The sequence below is a fragment of the Mycobacteriales bacterium genome, from assembly GCA_035550055.1.
In the GTDB taxonomy this organism is placed as follows: Bacteria; Actinomycetota; Actinomycetes; order JAFAQI01; family JAFAQI01; genus DASZTV01.
In genome coordinates this window covers 1-16,024 of the sequence record DASZRO010000092.1, presented here as the reverse complement: position 1 = coordinate 16,024, position 16,024 = coordinate 1, and the positions used below count along the sequence as shown (strand labels likewise).

Sequence of the window (16,024 nt, the reverse complement as noted above, 5' to 3'; positions counted from 1 at the left end):
ATGTCTGAAGCAGCAGCGCCGGCGCGTACCGGCCGTCGTACGCCGCGCCTCGCGATGATCGTCGGCGGTGGCGCCGCTCTCGCCACACTGCTGGCCGCCTGCGGTGGCGGGTCCTCACCGTCGTCGGTGTCGTCGACGACCGGTACGAGCGCGAACGGCTCCGCGGTCTCGATCGCCTCGGTCTCGGGGAAGGTGATCGCGTCCAGCGCGACCAGCGCCGCGGTCCAGCAGACAAGCGGGCCGGCGACGGTCGACTACGGCTCCGACACCCGCTTCACCACGACAGCGTCGACGACCCGCGCGGCGCTCGCGACCGGTGACTGCGTGACGGTGTCGACCGGTACGACGGACAGCGCGGCGACCAACGGTGCGACGGCGGCACCCACGACGATCACGGCGAAGACCGTCACGGTGACCAGCACCTCAGGCTGCCAACCTCCCAGCGGGTTCGGCCGGGTTCCCGGCGGTGGCAACTTCACGCCACCCGCGGGCGGCGGCTTCACCCCGCCGGCCGGAGGATTCGGTGAGAACGGCGGGACACCGAGGCCGTTCCCGACGACCAGCGCGTTTCCGCGACTCGGGCCGGGCAGTGGCGGTTTCGTCCGTCGCGCCTTCGGTGGCGCGTTCGGCACGATCGCATCGATCACCGCCACCTCGTTCACGGTGACCTCGCCGTTCGGGTCGTCGACGACCACCACTGTCAAGACGACCTCGTCGACGATGTACGAGGCGACGAGCGCCGGCTCCGCCGCGGACGTGAAGTCGGGCAAGTGCGTGACCGCGGTCGGCAGCGACGACGTGAGCGGCAACCTCGACGCCCGATCGGTGTCGATCAGCTCCCCGGTCAACGGCAACTGCCCGGCTGCGCCGGCGGTCGGCGGTTTCGGCGGCTTTGCCGGCGGTCGCTTCGCCACGGGCGGGTTCCCGGAGGGTGGCGGCGGTGCCTGACTCGACCGCTGACACCTGGCAGCCGCGATCGCGTCGCAGAGCGCGAGTCGTCGCGGGCGGCGCCGTACTGCTCGTTCTCGCCGGTGGCGGCACGGCGTGGGGTCTGACCCGCGGCGCCGATGCCCGCTACCGGACGGCGGAGGCCGCGCCGGCGACCGTGATGCAGACGCTGTCGGCGACCGGAACGGTCAGCCCGGTGTCCCATGCCGACGAGTCGTTCCAGGTGAGTGGCACCGTCGCGCGGGTCGCCGTGAAGACCGGTCAGCACGTCCGCGCCGGTCAGGTGCTGGCTCACCTCGATCGCGGCCAGCTGCGAAGCGCACTGCGTTCCGCGCGCTCGACGCTCGGACAGGCCCGTAGCCGCATGGTTGCGGACGAGACGGGTCAGAGCGTGACGGGCGGGTCCTTCGACGAAGCCGCCGCCACGACGCCGACGTTGCAAGCGGCCCACCCGCACGTCGTCGCCACCTCGACGGTGTCGAGTCAGCCCCCGCCCACCGGGCGGCCCGCCGGCGCAACCGGGACCGGCCGGCTCGGCGAAGCGCAGGCGGCGGTGCGCAGCGCGCAGCAGTCGACCGACGCGGCGCTCGGCGAGGCGAGCCAGGCTCTGGCGACAGCGAACGACGCGTGCGGGTCGGACCAGGCCACCCCACCGCCGGCGTCCGGATCGCCGAGCGCCTCGCCAGACCCGACGGGCAGCGCCACGCCCGACCCCACCGCATCGACGCCAGTCACCGCCGGCGGCGACGCGTGTACGTCTGCGGGCGCAGCGCTGCTCGCGGCGCAGCAGCAGGTCGACCGCGACGAGCAACAGGTCTCCGAAGCAGAGCTCGCGCTGACCAAGATCCTCACCGCGATGGCGAGTGACAGCTCGGCCGCCAACCGTGGCTCGGTCAACGCGGCGAAGTCGCAGCCGTCACGATCGTCGACGACCGCTGTCAGCGCTGCCGACATCGCGCTCGACCAGGCCTCGATCGACCAGGCGCTGGCGACCGTCGACGCCGACCGGGCGAGCCTCGAGCAGGCGACGCTGCGGGCGACGATCGCCGGTCGGGTCGCCGCAGTCACGGTCGCTCATGGCGACCAGGTGACCGCGTCGTCGAGCAACGCCGCCTTCGTCATCGTCGGCTCGCGCCAGGAGCAGGTGACCGTCGACCTCTCATCCGCCGACATCGGCAAGGTGCACGACGGCATGACGGCGGATGTGGTGGCGGACGGTTCGACCCACGCCGTCACCGGACACGTCGTCTCCGTGGACACGGCCGGGGTCGAGTCGTCCGCCGGCTCCGTCACCTTCCCGGTGACCATCGCGCTGCCCGGCGCAACGAGCGTCGTCAGCGGCGCCGCCGCGTCGGTGACTGTCGTCGTCGCCTCGGTCGCGGACGTCCTGGCCGTGCCGACGTCGGCCGTCCACTACAGCGGTACGACGACCTACGTCGAGCTGCTCGAGTCGGGCAAGGTGACCCGCAAGACGGTGAAGGTCTCAGCGGTCGGCGCGGCGTTGACCCAGATCACGTCCGGACTCACGGCAGGCGATCGCGTCGTGCTCGCCGACCTGAACGCGTCGGTGCCGAGCTCGAGCTCCAACACCAGCGCGACGTTCGGCAACGGCGGCTTCACCTTCCCCGGCGGTGGTCAGTTCGTCCGCCGCATCACCGGCGGCACCGAAGGCCAGCCCGGCGCGGTGACGTTCGGTGGGCCCGCAGGCTGAGGGAGAGTGAACGTTGACGGCCGAGATCGGAGGTACGTCGATGGCATCCGTGAAGGAGACTGAGGCAGCGGAGGCTCGACTGCTCGTCGTGGACGACGAGCCCAACATCGTGGAGCTGCTCTCCGCGAGCTTGCGCTTCGCCGGCTTCGAGGTGGTGACGGCGAGCAACGGCCAGCAGGCGCTCACGATGGTCGCGTCCTACCAGCCGGACCTCATCGTGCTCGACGTGATGATGCCGGGCATCGACGGCTTCGAGGTCGTACGCCGGCTGCGCGAGAGCCAGCAACGTATCCCGGTGCTGTTCCTCACCGCCAAGGACGCCACCGAGGCGAAGATCACCGGACTGACGCTCGGCGCGGACGACTATCTGACCAAGCCGTTCAGCCTCGAGGAGGCGATCGCCCGCATCCGCGCCGTGCTGCGACGGGCCCAAGGCGGTGACGGCGTCCGCTCCACCTCCGTGCTGCGTTTCGGCGACCTCGAGCTCGACGACTCCTCGCACGAGGTGCTCAAGGCCGGCAAGCCGGTGACCCTGTCACCGACCGAGTACAAGCTGCTGCGTTACTTCCTGCAGAATCCGCAACGGGTGCTCAGCAAGGCGCAGATCCTCGACCACGTCTGGCACTACGATTTCGACGGCGACGCCAACGTCGTCGAGTCCTACGTCTCCTACCTTCGCCGCAAGATCGACACGACCCAACCGCGGCTGCTCCACACGATCCGTAGCGTCGGATACGTGTTGCGGATGCCGAGGGAGTGATGCGCTCCCGGTTCGCGACGCTGGTGGCGCCGCTGCGGCGTGTCCTCGCGCGAATGTCTTTGCGGCTCGAGCTGTTGGTGATGGTTCTCGCGCTCGCCGCCGTCGGCCTGACCGGCGCCGCCGTCGCCGCGACGGCGTCGCTGCACTCCTACCTGCTCAACCGCGCCGACGAGCAGCTACAGGTCGCCGCCCGCGGGATCGCCGATGGGTTTCGGTTCCGCGGCGGGTTCGGCGCCGGCGGCGGCCTGGCCGGCACTCCGGTTCCCGCCGGCGGTGCGCCGACGACGACGACAAGCGACGACCCGAGCCGGTTGCCCAGTCCGTACTACGTGCGCCTGTACGACGCCGGCTCGCCCGCTGGGGGGCCTGACTCGGCGTTCCTCACCAGCCAGTCGCCGCCGGTGCTGCCGGCGCTGACGGCGACGTCGAAGCAGGTGGTCGACGGCGAGCCCTTCACCGTCCCGGCGGCCGACCACAAGAGCGCCTGGCGGGTCGTCGCGGTCGAAGCGGGCGACGGGTCCGGGGTCGCGGAGATCGCGACTTCGCTGTCCGACATCGACCACACGGTCAACCACCTCGTCGTGCTCGAGGTCCTGATCGGTGCCGGAATCCTGGTGCTCATGGGAGGCGGCGGCTACCTGCTGATCCGGCGATCGCTCGCGCCGCTGGTCGCGGTCGAACGAACCGCGGCGGCGATCGCGGCGGGTGACCTGACCCAGCGAGTGCCGGACCGCCATCCTCGCACCGAGATCGGGCGGCTCTCGAACGCGCTCAACGTCATGCTCGGCCGGATCGAGTCCGCGTTCGCACACGAGCGCGAGTCGCAGCTGCGGGCGACCGCGTCGGAGGAGCGGATGCGCCGGCTGGTCGCCGACGCAAGCCACGAGCTGCGTACGCCGCTGACCTCGATTCGCGGTTTCGCCGAGCTGCACCGGATGGGAGCCACTACCGGCGCCGAGCTCGATCGCACGATGGGGCGCATCGAGGACGAGGCGACCCGGATGGGTTTGCTGGTGGACGACCTGTTGTTGCTGGCGCGACTCGACGAGCAGCGACCGCTGGAACGAGGCCGCGTCGACCTGCTCGACATCGCGCACGACGTCGTCGAGGACAGCCGGCGGATCGCGCCGGCGCGCTCGATCGAGCTGCACGCCGACGTGACGACCCCGCCGGTCGTCGTCGGTGACGAGGCGCGACTGCGCCAGGTCGTGCACAACCTCATGTCGAACGCGCTCGTGCACACGCCGGACGACGCGATCATCACGGTTGCGGTTTCGATCAACGCGGTGACCAAGAGCGCTGTGGTCGGGGTGTCCGACACCGGCCCGGGCCTGTCGCCGGAAGACGCCGAGCGCGTCTTCGAGCGGTTCTATCGCGCCGACCCATCGCGCAGCCGCAGTGCCGGCGGCAGCGGTCTCGGCCTGTCGATCGTGGCCGGCCTGGTGGCGGCGCACGACGGTCACGTCTCGGTGGAGTCCGAACCCGGCCACGGCGCGACGTTCCGCATCGAGCTGCCGCTGGCGGGTCCCTAGACCGGCGGCGCCGGGTCGTACTGGATGACGCGGCGGACCTCGCGGGCCCGCTCCTCGCCGGCGAAGCGGCGGACCAGATGCAGCGCCATGTCGATCCCCGCCGAGACCCCGGACGACGTGACCACGTCGCCGTCGTCGACGTAACGGTCGTCGGGTCTGACGGTGATCGTCGGGTCGGTCTCGTGCAACAGGTCCAGCGATCCCCAGTGGGTCGTCGCCGGACGGTTGCGCAGCAGCCCGGCGGCGGCGTAGACCAACGCCCCGGTGCAGACGCTCGTCATCAGGGGCACGGCACGGCGCTGCTCCTGCACCCACGCCAGGTGCGGCTCGTCCTTCATCATCGGCCGGGTCCCTTGCCCGCCGGGGTAGAGCAGCACGTCGTACGCCGGGGCATCGGCGAACGAGTGATGCGCGGTCAGCGTCATTCCCTTCGCGGCCGCCACGGTCCCACCGTTCGGCGCGAGACAGCTCACCGCGACCTCGTCGGCGGGGAAGTAGTGCGACCACGCCGCGAAGACCTCCCACGGGCCGACCGCGTCGAGCTCCTCCACTCCGTCGAACAGCACGATCCCGATCCGCAGCGACATGGCCGAAGCGTGGCATTCCTTGGCGGTACGGCGCGAACGGTTTCTGCCCCTACACTTCGGCCGTGCGACTGGGGGCATCGTCACTAGGCAGCACGCCGCTGCCGAAGATCGTCGGGGTCGCGGTCGTGATCTTCGCCGTTCTGTTCGTTCTCAACCGGCTCGACAACTCGCGGCGCCGGGCCCGTCGTACCCGCAAGAACGACGCGGTGGAGCGGTACGCCCGGGACAACGGCTACCGGTTCGCAGCGACCGACGCGAGCGTGGATCCGGGCTGGTCGGTCTGGCCGTTCAGTGACGTCCAGATCCTCGACGGCACGATCGCGCATCGCAACGTCGTCAGCGGGCGCAGCGACGGCCGCGACTTCGTCACGTTCGAGTTCGTGCGGACCGTGCGGACCGGCCACAGCCGCGACCGCACCAGCGCCGGCGCCGGCACCGAGGTGCTGCGTACGTCGGTCGTGGCCGTCCGTTCCCCGGCCGCTACCACGCCGACCGTGTCGGTGACCGGCTACAGCGGGGTGAGCGCGCTGGTGAACGTCGCGACGACCGCGTTCGTCGCCGACCGCTTCCTGTCAGTGAAGACCGGCGACGCGCAGTTCGACAGCCGTTTCTCGGTCACCGCTGAAGACGCCGACTTCGCGCGCCGGCTGTTCGACGACCGGGTGCGGCAGGCGCTGCTCGCCACTCACGTCAGCCAGCGCCAGAACAGCTTCACGGCCGCCAGCGGTTACCAGATCGCACTCGACCGCGGATGGCTGCTCGTCGTCGAGGGAGCCGAGGACATCGGTACGCGGCTGCGCGAAGGTCTCGCGGCAATCGCTGCGGTGCTCGACAACGCCGACGCCGCGGTCTGGTCGTCGTAGCCGCGGACGTCTCGCGTGACGACGCGTGACGCTACGCGCCCTTGATCGCCGGTCCGTGCACCGCTTTGGCGAGCTTGAGGCACTCCGTCTTCTCGTAGGAGATGCTGCTGGACGGGTTCACGTTGAGGATGAACTCATTGGAGCCCTGAGCGATCGTCATCGACGAGCTGGCGACAACCGCCTCGTCGCCGACGCCGCTGACCCGTTGGAAGTTCGACTCCTTGCTGTCGCGCGCGATCGCCTGGCGGGCGACAGTGCCCGACTTCGTCGACTTGGAGATGTCAGCGATCGTCTGGCCGGACTTACCGGTGATGTTGTTCAACACGAAGATGCATGACGTTCCGACTGCGCCGCCGGGGTTGCCGGTCGTCTGGTAGTACTCGCCCTTGACGAACGTCCCGCCGAGCGCCGCGGTGACCGCCGCCGGCGACGACATCGGGCAAGCGGCCAGCTTCTTCTGGCTGCTGGCCGGCACGGCGTGCGCCGACGTGGCCGCGAGCGGCCCGGCCAGCACAGCGGCCAGAGAGACGACGGCTGCTGAGCCGCTACGACGTCGACGCGAGGTCATCACCATGGGGGAGCAACCTAGCTGCGTCGGGACCCCGCCGCCAGTGCGAGACGTCGAGCGCGTCAGTTCGGCGACGTGACGAACACGTGCGCGGCGATGGCGTCGTCGAGCGCGATCGCGCGAGCGCCTTCACCGAGGTGCACCTTGCCGTCGATCCGGCCGACCGCGACGGGCGCGTTCGGGCGCAGCCCGGCCTTGCGCAGCCGCGTCATCAGCTTGGTGTCGGACTGGATCGGCTCACCGATGCGACGTACGACGACACTCGTCGTTTCCTTCGGCACCTCGGTCAGAGCCACCATGCCACCGAGGAACTCGTCGGAGTCGTCGTCGCCGAGCTCGGCCAGGCCGGGGATCGGGTTGCCGTAAGGGGACTCCGTCGGGTGACCGAGGATCTCCAGCAGCCGCCGTTCGACGGTCTCGCTGATCACGTGCTCCCAGCGGCAGGCCTCTTCATGAACGAGCTGCCAGTCCAGCCCGATGATCTGCACGAGCAGGCACTCGGCCAGCCGGTGCTTGCGCATCACGCGGGTCGCGACCGAGCGACCCTTGTCCGTCAGATCGATGCGGCGATCCGAGGTCACCGTGAGCAGCCCGTCGCGCTCCATCCGGGCGATGGTCTGGGACACCGTCGGCGGGCTCTGCTCGAGCCGTTCGGCGATGCGGGCGCGAAGCGGTACCACGCCCTCTTCCTCGAGCTCGAGCACGGTTCGGAGATACATCTCCGAGGTGTCGATGAGGTCGTGACCCTGGTTCACCGCACCATTCTCTACCGCTTTCGCGCGGGTGCCACCCGGACGTTTGCGGACAGGTTGCTCGTGTACGGTCGAACTGTGTCCGAAGCGTCGGCTGTCGGCTCGCACGGCCGGATCACCGACTGGTTCGCCCGTCGTACCTCGGACATCGACGACTGGCCGCTGTCGCGGGTGTTGACGGCGAAAGCCGGTACGACGGTCGCGGTCGTCCTGCCCGCACGTGACGAAGAGGCAACGGTCGGCGAGATCGTGGGAGCGATCCGCGACGAGCTGACCCACGGCGCCGACCCGCTCGTCGACGAGCTGATCGTCGTCGACTCCGACTCGCGCGACGCGACGCCGCAAGTCGCCGCCGACAGCGGGGCGCGGGTCATCGCGCTCGGCGACGTACTGCCGGACTACCCACCGCGGGCCGGTAAGGGTGAGGCGATGTGGCGCGGCCTCGCCTCGACGACCGCGGACGTGGTCGTCTTCGTCGACGCAGACCTGCAGGCCTTCGACGCTCGCTTCGTCGTTGCGCTGCTCGGCCCGCTGCTGTCCGACCCATCGGTCGCGTTCGTCAAAGCGGCCTACGACCGCCCGCCGACGGATCCGTCGGTGCCGAGCAACGGCGGTGGCCGCGTCACCGAGCTGATGGCGCGACCCTGGCTGTCGGCGTTCTGGCCCGAGCTCAGCGGGGTGCTCCAGCCGCTCGCCGGGGAGTACGCCGCCCGCACCGATCTGCTGCGGCGACTGCCGTTCCGCTGCGGGTACGGCGTGGACCTCGGCTTGCTCATCGACACCCACGCCTGCGCCGGCCTCGACGCGATCGCGCAGGTCGACCTGCGTCGCCGCTGGCACCGCCACTCCGACCTGCCGTCGCTGGGCCGGATGGCCAGCGAAGTGATGCTGACCGCCGTCGACCGGCTGCGCGCCGAGTCCCGGCTGCCCGCCGACCTCCACGCCGCGAGCGAGCTCTGGCAGCCGCAGCGACTCGAGGGTTCCGTGGCGTTGCAGCAGTTCGAGATCGATACGGCGGAACGCCCGCCCCTGGACTCAGTCGGCTAGCGCCCAGTACGCCACCAGGTAGCCGACGCCGTACGGCGCGGTGTCCGCGAGCAGCTCGGCGCTCGTCACCGGCCGGGCATCGATCGCCTCGGCGAGCCAACGCCAGACGGGTGCGCCCGCGCACATCAGCTCCTCGGCCAGCGTGGCGTCGAGGCCGCGCAGCGCCGCGGCGTCGCCCGACTCGAGGGCGCGCGCGACGCCGTGGTCGAACGCCTCGGCGCGTTCGTCGAGGTGTCCAGGCGCCTTCTCGCTGCGGCGGGCCGACGCGTCACCGACGACCAGGACCGCGCAATGTGAGCCGATCTCCGACGGCACCGCGCCGTCGACGCCGCAGTAGCGGCGAGCTCCCTGCCAGCCGACCTCGTCGAGCAGCCAGCCACCGATCCCGAGCTGCCAGGGCAGTCGCGGCCGGTCGTCGGGCGGGCGGCGCGTCACGCCGAACCCTTCGAACCCCCAGGTGGCCTCGTCGGACCAGGCCCCGCGCTCGTTCGTCCTCGCGACGACGACGATCTCCTCGGCGTCGTGAGCAAGCCAACGGACCAGCTTGCGGCAGGCCTCCCGCAGCTCCTCGTCGGCAGCCGCCGAACCGCCCGCGACCTGCGGCACCAGCAGCGGCGCCGACGGTACGAAGCCGACGGCGCGCGCGGCGAACCCGCTCACGCCAGTGCTCGGCGGCCGAGCGCGAGGTCGCGGTCACCGCGGATCGCGGCGACCGTGGCGAGCACCCGTCGGGTCGCGGTCACGTCATGCGCCCGGAAGATCTGCGCCCCGAGCCAGGCCGCGACCGCGGTCGCCGCGAGCGTGCCCTCCAACCGGTCGTCGGGTGGCAGGTCGAGCACCTCTCCGATGAAGTCCTTGCGCGACATCGAGACCAGCACCGGCCAGCCGGTTGCGCGCAGCGCGTCGGTGGCCCGCGTCAGCTGCAGGGAGTGGCGGCTGTTCTTGCCGAAGTCGTGTGCCGGGTCGATGACGATGCCGTCCCGGCGTACGCCGGCGGCCACCGCAGCGTCGGCAAGCTCGACGAGGTAACTCGTCGTCTCGCCGACGACGTCGTCGTACCAGATCCGATGCGGCCGAGTCCGGGGCGTCTGGCGCCCGGCGTGGGTGCACACCAAACCGGCGCCGTGGCGCGCCGCCGTCGCGGCGAGATCCGGGTCGACGCCGCCCCAGGCGTCGTTGATGACGTCGGCGCCGGCGCGGCAGACGACGTCGGCGACCTCCGCCCGCCAGGTGTCGACGCTGATGACCGCGTCGGGATGGCGGGCCCGAGCGCCCTCGACGACCGGCAGCACCCGTTGCAGCTCCTCGGCGGCGTCGACCGTCCCGCCGGGCGCGGCCTTGATCCCGCCGATGTCGACGATGTCGGCGCCTTCGTCGAGGACCTCGGCCACTCGCTCGAGTGCCTTGTCGGTGCCGAACGTCCGCCCGCGGTCATAGAAGGAGTCCGGCGTCGCGTTGACGATCGCCATGACCGCCAGGTCCGTGGCGGCGAACTCCCGGCTGCCCCAGCGCAGGCGATCGGTGACGGACGGCACGTCCGCATGGTAGATACGCCTGACACGCCCGCTTCTCACCACGGGTGGCCGGCGGCAGGGAGGCATCGTCATGGGGGATCGCGAGACGCCGCTCGACCTGCTCAGCCGGATCCCGCTGTTCCGGGGTTGCACCAAGGACGAGCTACGTCACATCGACCGGGCCGCGACGCAGGTCGACTACGGGGTCGGGCAGCTCATCTGCCGCGAAGGCGAGGTCGGCCGCGAGCTGATCATGATCGTCGACGGCGAGGCGTCGATCGACCGCAGCGGAGTCGAGATCGCCACGGTCGGCCCGGGCGCGTTCATCGGCGAGATGTCGCTGCTCGACGGCGGACCGCGCAGCGCCACGATCACCGCGACCAGCCCGGTGAAGGCGCTGGTCCTCGCGACCCGGGAGTTCTGGCAGGTCATCGACGAGGTTCCCGCGATCGCGCACCGGCTGCTCACCACGCTGGCGGAGCGGCTGCGCGCGGCTGACGAAGCCGCGTTCTGACAATCGGCCCGGCGCCGGCCCGGCCGATGGCCGCCTGACAACCTTCTACGACCGTCAGGCGGCCATCGCGGATGCACCGCGGCGGGGGAAGCCGCCGAGCGTCCACATGATGCGCGCTTCGCCCGTCGTACCGGCGTGGTCTGCCGAACCGTTGCGCGGTGCCGCTGCGCTGCGACGTCGATCCCCGATTGCCCGGCCTGATCGCCTACCAGGACCACGTCGTGCACCGCGCCCAGGCGCTGGAGCATGGGCTCACGCAACCGGCCATCGGGTATCGGTTGCGCCGCGAGCTGTGGCGACCGCTGCTGCCGGAGGTCTACCTGACCCATCCCGGCGAGGCGAGCTGGCGGCAGATGCTGATCGCGGCTGTGCTCTTCGCGGGGCCGGCGAGTGCGATCGACGGTGCGGATGCCTGCCGCTTCCACGGGGTGCAGGCGGTCGCGGTCGACCAGGAGCGAGTCCAGGTCGTGGTGCCGTACGGCGAGCCGGTCCGCAGCCGCGGGTTCGTGGTGGTGCGCCGCACGCTGGCCCCCTTCGACGTGGTCTCCACCGGCGTGATCCGCTACGTCGAGCCCGCGACGGCCGTGGTCGCCGCGACGCGGCGGATGCGTCAGAGCAGGCTCGTGCTCGCGGCGTTCAGTGACGCCGTCCAGCGGCGGGTCACCACCGTCGACGACCTCTGCCGTGCCCACGTGCAAGGGCCGCCTCGCAACAGCCGGTTCGGGGATCAGGCGCTCGCTGCGCTGGCGAGTGGCATCCGCTCGGTGCCTGAGGCGGACTTCCGGCGCCTCGCCGACGCGAGCGCGGTGCTGCCGCAGGTCGAGTACAACGTCTGGCTGCGCCTGGCATGTGGGCGCGTGGTCTGCGTGGACGCGCTCATCGCCGACTCCGGCGTGGTCCACGAGACCAACGGGCGTAGCGCCCACGCCCGCGAGGACCTGTTCGAGGATCTGCAGGAACGCCACGACGCGCTGACCACCAGTGGCCTGATCGTGCTCCACAACCCGCCGCGGCGGCTGCGCGAACACCCGCGCGAGGTGGTGGCGCAGGTGGAGCGCTGCCACGCGAGGTACGCCGGGCGCGGGCTGCCGTCGGGGGTGACCCGGCTCCGATGGCCGTCTGAGAACTTTCTAGGACCGTCAGACGGCCATCGCGGCGTCGCGGCCGGATGAGACGATCTCGGGGTGGGCGTCATCGTGGCCGTGGTCATCGGTATCGCTGTGCTGACCGCGGTCGCGGTGATGCTGGCGGCAGCCGAGCAGCCGATGTCCGAGGAGCCGGTCGACCGCCTCGACGCCGGCCTGCCCGACGGCCCGATCGGCGCGGCCGACATCCCCAAGCTGCGGTTCCGGATCGGGCTGCGCGGCTACCGGATGGACGACGTCGACGCCGCGCTCGCCCGCATCCACGCCTCGCTCGCCCAGGCGGAGGGGTTGGACATCCCTGCGGCGGCCGCCCCCGCGCCGTCCGGCCCGGCCGCTCCACGCGGGGTCGCCGAGCCAATCGACCTCGCGCAGCCGGACGACCCCGCGCCGCCGGACGACCCCGCGCAGCCGGACGACCCCGCGCAGCCGGACGACCCCGCCGAGGTGGCCGACGGCGAGCCCGCCGAGGTCGCCGACGGCGAAGGCTGAGCGTGATCGCCCGCGGCCCGGTCACCGGCGCTGACGGCCGTCGCCGCTGCCCGTGGGCGGTGTCAGCCCCCGACTACGTGGCCTACCACGACGAGGAGTGGGGACGCCCGCTCGCCAGCGACGATGCGATGTTCGAACGGATGTCGCTCGAAGGCTTCCAGTCGGGGCTGTCCTGGCTGATCATCCTGCGCAAGCGCCCTGGGTTCCGGGCGGCCTTCGCCTGCTTCTCGATCCCCGCCGTGGCCGCCTTCGACGACGCAGACGTCCGGCGCTTGCTCGCCGACCCAGGCATCGTCCGCAACCGGATGAAGATCGAGGCCACGATCTCCAACGCCGCCGCCGTCGCAGACTTGCCCGGCGGGCTGCTCTCGTTCGTCCACGGCTTCGCGCCGACCGGCCGCCGACGCGCCCCGAGGACCCTCGACGACGTCCCGGCCACCTCGCCGGAGTCGGCCGCACTGGCGAAGGCGCTCAAGGCGCACGGCGTGCGCTTCGTCGGACCGACGACGGCGTACGCCTTGATGCAGGCGACCGGGATCGTCAACGACCACCTGGCCGGTTGCCTCGCCCGCTAGCGGCGCGGCTACTGACCGGTGAAGGTCGCCGGCTGCTTGGCGAGGAAGGCCTCGACCGCCGCGAGGTGGTCCGCGGTGTGGCCGCAGCGTGCCTGGGTTTCGGCCTCTTTAGCCAAACTCTCCACTAGAGAGTGAGACGCCGCGAAGGCCTGAGTCTCCTTGATGGCCGCATAGGCGACCGTGGGACCGGCGGCGAGGCGGGCGGCGAGCTCGCCGGCCGTCGTCAGCAGGTCCTCGGGGGCCACCACCACGCTGACCAGGCCCATCTCGAGTGCCTGCGCGGCGGCGACCGGTTCGGCGAGCATGAGCATTGCAGTCGCCCGCCCGGCGCCGACCAGCCGTTGCAGCGTCCAGGACGCCCCGCTGTCCGGGCCGAGTCCCACCCGGGCGAACGCCATCAGGAAGGAGGCGTCGCTGGCGGCGATGCGGATGTCACATGCGAACGCCAGCGCGGCGCCCGCGCCCGCGGCGGCGCCGTTGACCGCGGCGATCACCGGCTTGGGCAGGGTGGCGATCGCCTCGACGATCGGGTTGTAGTGGTCGGTGACGGTCGGCAGGTCCCGCTCGCCCGCTTCGAGCCCGGCGACGTGCTCACGGAGGTCTTGCCCGACGCAGAACGCCCGGCCGGCTCCGGTCAGCACCACGGCGCGGACCGCGGGATCGTCGGCGGCGCGCCGCAGGGCGGCGAGCAGCCCGAGCTTGACCTCGACGGTGAGCGCGTTGAGCGCCGCGGTCCGGTCGAGGGTGATCGTGGCCACCGCGCCGGCGGTTTCGTAACGCACTTCGTCGGTCATCCGCTCTCCCGGTTGTCGAGGGCGCAGCTAGGGCGCGGTCATCATCTCGCGACCTGGTCTCGAGGCCGGCGGGCAGGCAACGAAACGGCCGCGAGGCGCGTCTTTTGGATACAGGTACGAGCAAGGGCCGGGCGCGCCGTACGAATGCCCGGTTTGTGGCGGAACGGGTAGTTCGCACGAAATCTTCGCAGTTCGCGGCGACCGGGAATCCGGCCCAGCGTTGAAGACAAGTGCGACGGTTAGGCTTGCGCGGACGCGCGCACACGAGATCGTGCGGGAACGGGATCGAAAGGGCGACGCCGGGTGAGCGTGGGGAGCGTGGACGGCGAGTCGGGACCTGACGGTCCTGAACTAGCCGGCACCGTCGCGCCACTGCCGCCCGAGGTCCCGCAGACCCGCGATGCGCCCGACGGCGATCTCGCCGCCGCGGTCGACGAGGCGGTCATCGGCGACGTGCTCGCCGATCTGCCGGAGGCGCAGCCCGACCGTCCGCTGACCTCGGCGACCGACGTGTCGAGCCTCTACGTGCGCCACCGCAGCGGGATGGCCGCTCACGCGCGCCGCTTCCTGCGCGACCAGCGCGACGTCGACGAGGTGGTCCAGGAGACCTTCCTGCGGCTGTTCCTCGCGATCGGTGAGATCGAGACCGAGCTCCAGGCGATCGCGTTCGCCCGTCGTACCCTCACCAACCTCTGCATCGACCGCTACCGCGCCGACCGCCGCCGCCCCACGCTCGTCAACTTGGAGGCCGCGCCGGTCGGCGAGCTGGCCAACGACGACAGCGACAACGACCCGGTGCTGCGCGCCGAGGACGCCGCGATCGTGCGCGAAGCGCTCGCCCGGCTCTCCCCGCTGCACCGCGCGGCGCTGGTCAAGCGCGAGATCGAGGAGAAGCCGCTCCCGCAGATCGCCGCCGAGCTCGACATCCCCGAGGACAGCGTCAAGCACCTGCTGTTCCGGGCTCGCCGGGCGCTGCGCCGCCTGCTGGTCGGTACGTCGGTCGAGCCCGGCGTCGACCTCACCGCAGGTGAGATCGCCTCGATCGCAAACCGGCGCGCCGGCGAAGCGCTGATGCGCGGCGCGAATGTGTTCATCGTGCTCGTCGTCGGCGCGGTCGTCGCCGCGTTCGGGATGCGCACCCTCGAAGGTCGTACGCCGGTCGTGTCGACGCCGTCCGGCGCGGTCGACCGCGGCCAGCCGGCCGCCGGCGGCTCGGCGCAGGTCGCGCACGGCCACCGGGCCCACCCGAGCCCGGCGAGCGCCGACGCGCCGAGGCATTCCGGCGGCGCCGACCGGCCCGCGTCCAGCGGATCAGTCGCGCCGACGTCGGCCCAGTCGATCGTGCCGGTGCAGCAGAGCCCGCTCCACAACGCGCCGCGCCAGCCGGTGTCCGGCACGTTCGGCGCGTCGCGAGGTCATTTCGAGCTGAGCGGGCCACTCGAGGTGCGGGGCGCCCCGCAGGTGCTCAGCGGCACGATCAGCAGCGACGACGGCACCACGACGACGTCCGCCTCCAGCTTCATCGCACCGACGAGCGAGGGCACCTTCCAACTGGCGCAGACCGTCGCGACCTCGCCGCAGCAGGGCGACTCGGTTTCGGTCGTTCCGGCATTCGTGGTCGGAAATGCGGTCGAAACGCCCACGGTGACCTCGACCTCGTCGTCGGTGACCACCCAGCCCGACGGCAGCCTGGCCGTGAGCGTGGTGACCAACACCCAGCCGAACTTGGCGACCAACGCGTTCCCGATGACCTCGATGACCGCGCACCTGGTGCTGACGGCGGACCTCTCGCAGGTGGTGTCGGAGACGGTCTCGCTCAGCACGACGCCGCCGCCGGCGCCGGCTTCCCCCGTCGCCGGAGCGCCGAGCTGTCCGGCCGGCTCGCTGGCGGTGGCTGCCGGCGGATGCCTGCCGATCGGTGGATCAGCCTCGACGCCGCGGCCGGCGACGGGCGACACGAGCTCCGGGCAGTCGCCCGGGAGCCAGGCGGCCTTGCCTGGCGTGTTAGAAATATCCGGAATGTCTGAGGACGACCGAGCGGCTGCTCGTTCGTTCACTACGTCTGGAGGGGCCTCCTCGTGAGGTTCTGACGAGCTGGGAGCACATCGCAACAAGCAGGTTCGGGAGCGTCGAGCTCCCGCTCCAGTCCACCCGGCGGGCCGGACTCCGCCGAACGAGGTCATGAAAGGACCCCGATGAATCGAACTACCAAGGCGCTGGCGCGC

General features: G+C 71.5%; 17 protein-coding genes. 11 read left to right on the top strand and 6 right to left on the bottom strand.

Features of this window, described 5'->3' with window-relative positions; genetic code table 11:
- The 4 genes from VG899_13575 to VG899_13560 are packed head-to-tail and all read left to right on the top strand — an operon-like array spanning position 1 to position 4,951.
- Positions 1–948, top strand: a complete 948-nt coding sequence (locus VG899_13575) for a hypothetical protein (GenBank protein HWA67385.1) — start codon at positions 1–3, stop codon at positions 946–948.
- On the top strand, positions 941–2,659 hold the full coding sequence (locus tag VG899_13570) for a biotin/lipoyl-binding protein (protein HWA67384.1): 1,719 nt from the start codon (positions 941–943) through the stop codon (positions 2,657–2,659). The genes VG899_13575 and VG899_13570 overlap by 8 nt, the downstream gene beginning before the upstream one ends.
- Positions 2,660–2,699: 40 nt before the next feature.
- The gene (locus VG899_13565; GenBank protein ID HWA67383.1) at positions 2,700–3,419 is read left to right on the top strand and encodes a response regulator transcription factor; all 720 of its coding nucleotides are present in this window, start codon (positions 2,700–2,702) and stop codon (positions 3,417–3,419) included.
- On the top strand, positions 3,419–4,951 hold the full coding sequence (locus VG899_13560) for a HAMP domain-containing sensor histidine kinase (GenBank protein ID HWA67382.1): 1,533 nt from the start codon (positions 3,419–3,421) through the stop codon (positions 4,949–4,951). The genes VG899_13565 and VG899_13560 overlap by 1 nt, the downstream gene beginning before the upstream one ends.
- Here VG899_13560 and VG899_13555 read toward each other — a convergent pair.
- Positions 4,948–5,538 carry a DJ-1/PfpI family protein gene (locus VG899_13555; GenBank protein ID HWA67381.1) on the bottom strand — a complete coding sequence of 197 codons (591 nt, stop codon included), beginning with the start codon at positions 5,536–5,538 and terminating at the stop codon, positions 4,948–4,950. The genes VG899_13560 and VG899_13555 overlap by 4 nt on opposite strands.
- A 62-nt stretch (positions 5,539–5,600) precedes the next feature.
- On the opposite strand from VG899_13555, the gene VG899_13550 reads away from it, so the two are divergent.
- The gene (locus tag VG899_13550) at positions 5,601–6,401 is read left to right on the top strand and encodes a hypothetical protein (protein HWA67380.1); all 801 of its coding nucleotides are present in this window, start codon (positions 5,601–5,603) and stop codon (positions 6,399–6,401) included.
- Between the two features lie 31 nt (positions 6,402–6,432).
- On the opposite strand, the gene VG899_13545 is transcribed toward VG899_13550, so the two are convergent.
- Both VG899_13545 and VG899_13540 read right to left on the bottom strand, forming a co-directional pair.
- Positions 6,433–6,975 (bottom strand): hypothetical protein, encoded by a 543-nt coding sequence (locus tag VG899_13545; GenBank protein ID HWA67379.1) that lies wholly within the window; start codon positions 6,973–6,975, stop codon positions 6,433–6,435.
- A 56-nt stretch (positions 6,976–7,031) separates the two neighbouring features.
- On the bottom strand, positions 7,032–7,724 hold the full coding sequence (locus VG899_13540; GenBank protein ID HWA67378.1) for a metal-dependent transcriptional regulator: 693 nt from the start codon (positions 7,722–7,724) through the stop codon (positions 7,032–7,034).
- 75 nt (positions 7,725–7,799) lie between these two features.
- Between VG899_13540 and VG899_13535 the strand changes: the two genes are divergently transcribed.
- Positions 7,800–8,768 carry a glucosyl-3-phosphoglycerate synthase gene (locus VG899_13535; protein ID HWA67377.1) on the top strand — a complete coding sequence of 323 codons (969 nt, stop codon included), beginning with the start codon at positions 7,800–7,802 and terminating at the stop codon, positions 8,766–8,768.
- On the opposite strand, the gene VG899_13530 is transcribed toward VG899_13535, so the two are convergent.
- The gene (locus VG899_13530) at positions 8,757–9,428 is read right to left on the bottom strand and encodes a hypothetical protein (GenBank protein ID HWA67376.1); all 672 of its coding nucleotides are present in this window, start codon (positions 9,426–9,428) and stop codon (positions 8,757–8,759) included. The genes VG899_13535 and VG899_13530 overlap by 12 nt on opposite strands.
- Positions 9,425–10,237, bottom strand: a complete 813-nt coding sequence (folP, locus tag VG899_13525; GenBank protein HWA67375.1) for a dihydropteroate synthase — start codon at positions 10,235–10,237, stop codon at positions 9,425–9,427. The genes VG899_13530 and folP overlap by 4 nt, the downstream gene beginning before the upstream one ends.
- 136 nt (positions 10,238–10,373) lie before the next feature.
- Between folP and VG899_13520 the strand changes: the two genes are divergently transcribed.
- The 4 genes from VG899_13520 to VG899_13505 all read left to right on the top strand — a co-directional run bounded on the left by VG899_13520 (position 10,374) and on the right by VG899_13505 (position 13,005).
- Positions 10,374–10,796 (top strand): cyclic nucleotide-binding domain-containing protein, encoded by a 423-nt coding sequence (locus tag VG899_13520; protein HWA67374.1) that lies wholly within the window; start codon positions 10,374–10,376, stop codon positions 10,794–10,796.
- A 158-nt stretch (positions 10,797–10,954) separates the two neighbouring features.
- Positions 10,955–11,968 (top strand): hypothetical protein, encoded by a 1,014-nt coding sequence (locus VG899_13515; GenBank protein ID HWA67373.1) that lies wholly within the window; start codon positions 10,955–10,957, stop codon positions 11,966–11,968.
- Between the two features lie 12 nt (positions 11,969–11,980).
- A complete protein-coding gene (locus VG899_13510; protein ID HWA67372.1) occupies positions 11,981–12,430 on the top strand; it encodes a DivIVA domain-containing protein in 450 nt (149 codons plus the stop codon).
- 2 nt (positions 12,431–12,432) lie between these two features.
- Positions 12,433–13,005, top strand: coding sequence for a DNA-3-methyladenine glycosylase I (locus VG899_13505; GenBank protein ID HWA67371.1), 573 nt, complete (start codon positions 12,433–12,435; stop codon positions 13,003–13,005).
- Between the two features lie 8 nt (positions 13,006–13,013).
- Here the strand turns inward: VG899_13505 and VG899_13500 are convergent, their stop codons facing one another.
- Positions 13,014–13,799, bottom strand: a complete 786-nt coding sequence (locus VG899_13500; GenBank protein ID HWA67370.1) for an enoyl-CoA hydratase-related protein — start codon at positions 13,797–13,799, stop codon at positions 13,014–13,016.
- A 303-nt stretch (positions 13,800–14,102) separates the two neighbouring features.
- Between VG899_13500 and VG899_13495 the strand changes: the two genes are divergently transcribed.
- Positions 14,103–15,881 carry an RNA polymerase sigma factor gene (locus VG899_13495; GenBank protein HWA67369.1) on the top strand — a complete coding sequence of 593 codons (1,779 nt, stop codon included), beginning with the start codon at positions 14,103–14,105 and terminating at the stop codon, positions 15,879–15,881.
- The last annotated feature ends 143 nt before the right edge of the window (positions 15,882–16,024 follow it).